This window comes from Synechococcus sp. R6-5, from assembly GCF_047461775.1.
Classification (GTDB): Bacteria; Cyanobacteriota; Cyanobacteriia; order Thermostichales; family Thermostichaceae; genus Thermostichus.
Map to the genome: position 1 here is coordinate 1 of NZ_JANSHV010000116.1, position 5,657 is coordinate 5,657.

Annotated in this window: 4 protein-coding genes; all 4 read right to left on the minus strand. The window is 62.1% G+C overall.

Features of this window, described 5'->3' with window-relative positions; all coding sequences use genetic code 11:
- Positions 1-101 precede the first annotated feature (101 nt).
- Entirely contained in the window at positions 102-2,198 is a 2,097-nt protein-coding gene (locus tag NW818_RS07110) for a hydantoinase/oxoprolinase family protein (RefSeq protein ID WP_414424174.1), read from the minus strand.
- Between the two features lie 14 nt (positions 2,199-2,212).
- On the minus strand, positions 2,213-3,463 hold the full coding sequence (locus NW818_RS07115) for a DUF815 domain-containing protein (RefSeq protein WP_414424175.1): 1,251 nt from the start codon (positions 3,461-3,463) through the stop codon (positions 2,213-2,215).
- Between the two features lie 90 nt (positions 3,464-3,553).
- Positions 3,554-3,844, minus strand: a complete 291-nt coding sequence (locus NW818_RS07120) for a hypothetical protein (protein ID WP_011433810.1) — start codon at positions 3,842-3,844, stop codon at positions 3,554-3,556.
- 65 nt (positions 3,845-3,909) lie between these two features.
- Positions 3,910-5,657, minus strand: a 1,748-nt coding sequence (locus tag NW818_RS07125; protein ID WP_414424176.1) for an FAD-dependent oxidoreductase, incomplete at its 5' end; no start/stop codon positions are given.

Here is a 5,657-nt window from a genome sequence, read left to right on the forward strand (position 1 = left end):
GCATTATTGCTCCGCAACGCCGACGCGAGCAACGTTTTGGGTGTGGGCACAGTATCCTAGTTTGAATCGAAATGACCATGACGCTCTGCTTGCGGATGGACTCACCAGGACTTTGTCCCGCTATCGCGAACACAGCTCAAGATTAGGGTTCCCACTTCGTCAATGACACCTGTCCAATCGGCTTCGATCACCGCAGTTGCCTCCGGCATCTCGACAATTGCCGGCCCGCGCAGTTGAAACCCCACACCCATGCGCTGCCGATCGTAAACCGGCACCAGGCGCATCCTGCCCCCAAACCATGCCTCTCGCCGACCCTTGAGGGGATCCCCTGGCAAAGGGTGGGGTGCAGTCAAAGGCACGGTGGGTAGGGCCTGCACCGCCTGTAGACGCAACTGAATCACCTCCACCGGCTGGGCCAAATCCTGCCATCCATAGCGTTGTCGGTGGGCCTGGTGAAACTGCTGTTCCAGATGAGCAATCGGATCCGACAACCGCACTGGGATCCCCAACTCAAAAGACTGGCCGCGATAGCGCAAGTCCAAGCTGAAGTGCAACGCCGGCTCCTGCAGATCGGCTTGGGCCTGGCGGATCAGGGGTTCTGCCCATTGGGCCAGCAGGGATCCCCCTGAATCGGACGCAAGCTGCCGCAGAGGTTGGAGGATGGCCCGCCGATAGTCTCGCCGCAGATCTGCCAAAGCCATTCCCAGCGCCGAGAGCACCCCACAGGCAGCCGGGATCAAGATCGTGCGGATGCCCAGCTCTTCTGCCAAAGCACAGGCATGCATGGGCCCGGCTCCGCCGAAGGCCAACAGGGCAAAATCGGCGGGATCCAAACCCCGCTCCACGCTGATCACCCGCAAGGCCCGCGACATGGCGACATTCGCCAAGGTGCGAATGCCAACGGCAGTTTCCTGCAAGCTCAAGCCCAAGGGATCCGCCAGCGTGGCAATAGCCTGTTCCGCCAGCCCCCGCCGTAGCTGCACCGAGTCGCCCAGCCGCCCGCCATCCGGCAGGTACCCCAGCCAGAGGTTGGCATCGGTAACCGTCGGAGCTGTTCCCCCCCGACCGTAGCAGGCCGGCCCGGGGTTGGATCCGGCACTCTCTGGCCCCACCTGAAGCCCACCGCCGGGCAGCAAATGGGCCAGGGATCCGCCGCCGGCACTGACGGTGTGGATGTCAATTTGGGGCTGTTGCACGGGCAAGCCGCACACCACCGCTGCGGGAGTAACCTGGGGGATCCCATCTTGGATCAAGGCCACATCTGTGCTGGTTCCCCCCATATCGAAGCTGAGCAAGTGGGGGTAGCCACTCAGGCGACCCAGATAGGCCGCCCCGTAAACTCCGCCTGCCGGCCCCGAGAGCAAAGCCACCGAAGCATGGGCCGCCGCCTGAGCAATGGAGGTCACCCCGCCGGAAGACTGCATGATCAAGGGCTGGGGGATCCCTCGCTCCCGACATCCTTGGGCCAAGCGGTGCAGGTAGCCCGCCAGTGCCGGGCTGAGGTAGGCATCGATGGCGGTGGTGCTGAAGCGCTCGTATTCGCGGAACTCCGGCGCCACCTCGCAAGACAGGGAAAGGTGCAGATCGGGAAAAGCCTGCCGCAAGGCCGTCCCCAGCCGCTGTTCGTGCTCCGGGTAGAGAAAAGAAAACAAAAACCCCACCCCAATAGCGCGGATCCCATCCCGCTGCACCCGTTCCCCCACCTCCTGCACCACCCGCCGGATTTCGGCATCGGTGAGCGGCTCCAACACTCCGCCCGCGCTGCAGCGCTCCTTCACCTCCAGGCAATGGTGGCGGGGCACCACTGGCTCCGGCTTGGGCTGTGTCAGGTCATACAGAGAGGGGCGGTTTTGACGGGCAATGGCCAGCACATCCCGAAAGCCCGCCGTGGTCAAAAACAGGGTGGGGGATCCCTTGCGCTCCAGCAGCGCGTTGGTGGCCACCGTCATGCCATGGCAGAACAGGTCAACCCGGAGCTCTCCTTGGAGCGCCCCCAGCTTGTCCAGCGCCGCAAAGACTCCCTCCTCAGGGCTGGGGGTAGACAGCACCTTCGCCGTCTGAATCTGGCCGTCGCGCAGGAGCACCAGATCGGTAAAGGTGCCCCCCACATCGATCCCCAGGCGGGCCAAGCCTCGGCTTGCTTCCGTCTGATCCAGATTGGCCGGATCGATGTTGCTACCCAACGCTGACGCGACCATGGCTTCTATCGCTTCTATAGTCCATCGCTGTCCTTCACCAGCCCTGCCCGAACTGCATCCAAAAACTGACGGGCAGTGCGACCGGAAAAGCCGTTTTGCTGTTGTGCCCAGATCAGGGCCTGGCGGCGCAGGACATCCAAAGATTGGGTGAAACCTAGCCGCTGCGCCAGGTGTTCTACGGTTGCCAGGTAATCGCCTTGGGTGAAGGGAGTGAAGGTGAGGGTGAGGCCGAAGCGATCCCGCAGCGACAGCTTTTCCTGTACGGTATCCCAGGCGTGAACTTCTTGATCTTGGGGATTGGGTCGGTCGCCGAAAAACTCGCGGATGAGATGGCGGCGGTTGCTGGTGGCATAAAGACGCACGTTGAGGGGCGGCGCGACGAGATCTCCCTCCAGGAGCACCTTGAGCTGCTTAAACTCGGTTTCCTCTGCCTCAAAGGAGAGATCATCCACAAACAAGATAAAAGGCAACACCTGCGCCCGCAGCTCTGCCAAAATCTCCGGCAACTGAACCAAGTCAGTTCGTCGCAGCTCCAATAGGCGCAACCCCTGCGGGCCGTAGCGGCGCAACAACGCCTTCACCAGAGAAGACTTGCCGGTGCCCCGCGCCCCGTAGAGCAACACATGCAGGGCCGGATCTCCCCGCAGCAGCGCTTCGGTGTTGGCCGCCAACTGCCGTTTCTGCCGTTCGTAGCTGTAAATCTCCTCCCAGTCAGGCAGATCGGGAGCGGGGATCCCTTCTAGCCCTGCTGGCCCCCAGCGAAAGGCCCAGTAGCGACCACAGAGCCCTACCCCCCTTTGGCGGTAGTGGGCAATTAAGGTCTCCAAGCTCTGGCCCCAATCGGCAAAAGAGCGGGGATCCCAGCCAGCGCTATCGGTTTCCCCATCGGGCCAGGGGATCCCCAACCCCAACGCCTGCATCTGCTCGGCAATGGTCTCCTGACTGTCCGCTAGGGTTTGCAGACAGCGCAGGTCGTGGCGGGCAGCCTGCATCAGAGGCTCTGGGATCCCTTGGGGCTGCAGCGCTGCACGGGCAAAGGGGTTATCGGCCCAGCGGATCTCCCGGATCAGCCATTGCCGCCAGCTCAGGCCCTGCCGGGCCAAAAGCTCAAACCAGCGCCCGTAGGCCCTCCAGCACGGCAGGGGATCCCCACTCATCAACTGCTGGATTAGCTCCTGCCAGGCTAGGGCTAGGGGGTGGGTGCAGATGTCCCGGAATACCAGCAGCTTGGCCGCTGCTTCTGCTGCTTCTTGGAGGGGGGTCATCGCTTGAAGCCGCTCTAACTTGGCGTTGCTTATCCGCTCCCTAGGGGAGGAGACTGGGGGTAGTTGCGTTAACAACACGGAGCGCTTGAGTTACCTGGCATTGTCCCGCCGGCCCAGTTCATAGAGGCCTCCGCCGACGCAGGCGATCAGGCCGCAGGAGACGGCCCAGCTTTTGCCCAAGGAGATCTCCGTCAGGGCTACCACCAAGCCTGCTGCCAGCAAAAAGGGAAGGGTGCTCAGCAAGGAAGCCAAAGCTCCACTGGGATCCCATAGCAATTGCTTTTCCCAGCTCTCCTGCAGCTTTTGATGCAGCGGCGAAAACCCCCACATTAGCCCTAAGCCCCACAGAGCCGTGGCGGCCCATAAAGAGGGGCGAAGCATCTCCCAGCCCACAAGTCCAACCCCAACGGGATCCACCGGTCAACTCCCAACCCTGCCTTTCTAGGCTAGCGGGATTGGGCCCAATCGGTGGCGGTAATGGTGGTGCCAGGAAATTGAATGGGGTTGCCCAAGCTCTGGATTTGGGCCTGGAGAGCTGGCAACAGCCGCAAATCCAAAAGCGGCTCCTCCACGATCTCTGCCGGGATCAGATCCCGCTCCAGGGCAAAGTGGGCCGTGTGACCGGCGGCGGTGCCAATGGCCCATTCCACCGGATGCACCCGGTAGGAGGCACTGGCAATGCGGCTGGTGGCGATATTTTTGTTGCCGGCTAGCAGATTGTCAATGCGCTGGGGGATCAGAGCCCGCAGGGGGATCTGGTAAGGGTAGCTGGGGGCCTGCGCGTCTTTGTTGTTGCTGGGGGGCAGGGAAAAACCCGGCAGCAGGCAATCGTGAAAGTCGATGGGGTACTGGCCCACCCCCACCGAGTCGTAGAAGATGAAGGGCCGCCCGCGGTTTAGCTCCGATTCCCGTGTGGTGATGTCCGACTCGTAGATGGTAAATCCTTCTGGGTAGGAGAGGCTGGGCCGACCAATGATGCGCCGCGACTCGCGGATATAAGGGTACTTGGAGAGGCCGCTGGCAGTTCCCATGGGGGTATTGGGCCCCCGTAGGTAGGCATAGCGCAAGTAGAAGTCTTTTTGAAAGTTGGGATCCTCCTGTTGCAGGAGAAAATCCGTCCTTCCCGCCACCAGCCAGTAGAAAAAGCCCTTAGCATGCTGCTCAGCTCGCCGCAGGGCTTCCACCCGTAGGCCCCCCATCCAGCCGCCCGGCTGCAGTTGGCCTGAGGCCTGCAGTTGCTCGTGGGTAAGGATGAGGTTCATCTCCGGGCCGGTGATGCGCCAGTCGTTGCCCCAGGTCCAGTTCTGCATGGATTGATCCCCCACCCGAATGGCCTCTTCCCCAAAGCCGAACACCTGCCCCCGGATGCGGCGGTAGGTGAAGATCAGCGCAAAGTTGAAGCGAGGGTGTTCGTAACTGTAGTAGGGGCCGTGCAGGGGATCGTTGTAGAACTCCGGCTTGACCGGCACCTGCGGCACGGGGAAGCGCTCCATGACAAAGGTGTAGGTGAAGCCCTGGGTACAGTAGGGATCCACGTAGGGCTTGGAGCTGGGTTCCCAGCGGCTTTGGCCATCGGTTCCCAGGCGGTAGGGCACCCGCGCCAGGGGCAGCAGCTCGCCGGTTTCAGTAGCGTCGATCACCACCCAGGGCAGGGTTTTGTCTTGGCGTTCTGGCGGCGGCTCAAAGCGCAGGATCTCCTTGTCCCAGTCCTCGGTGGGTTCTAGACGATAAAAATCGAGAAAGTAGCTGGAGAGATCCCCTCGATTCTCTGGCTGGACGCCGGCGTGTTTGGGGATGTTGCGAATGGCCTGCACACTGCGGATCTGAGAGTCTTTGATCTCCAAATCCTTCACTACCGTCTCGGTGAACAGCCGCAACTGCCCCGACTGCAGATAGGGATCCAACATCTCCCGAATCACCTGGTGGCCCACCTGAGGGGAAAAGCAGAGCACGCTCACCCAGCATTTGCCCGGATTGGGATCCCCGCCGTATTTTTCCCGTACCCGCCGGCGAAACTCGCTGTAGCCTTTGGGGAAGATGTCATTTTCTCGTTGCAGGGGTCGCTCGTCCAAAGCGGAGACTCCCTGGGCGCTCACCTGCCCCCCGATCCAATCGGTGATCTCCGTCATGCACACCTGCCGGCCCAGTTGCAGCGCGTCATAGGCTGCCGCCACCCCCCCCAGCCCGCCCCCCG

Coding starts and splice junctions, on each gene's coding strand:
- NW818_RS07120 (WP_011433810.1), bottom strand. CDS start 3,844: ATGCTTCGCCCCTCTTTATGGGCCGCCACGGCTCTGTGGGGCTTAGGG.
- NW818_RS07115 (WP_414424175.1), bottom strand. CDS start 3,463: ATGACCCCCCTCCAAGAAGCAGCAGAAGCAGCGGCCAAGCTGCTGGTA.
- NW818_RS07110 (WP_414424174.1), bottom strand. CDS start 2,198: ATGGTCGCGTCAGCGTTGGGTAGCAACATCGATCCGGCCAATCTGGAT.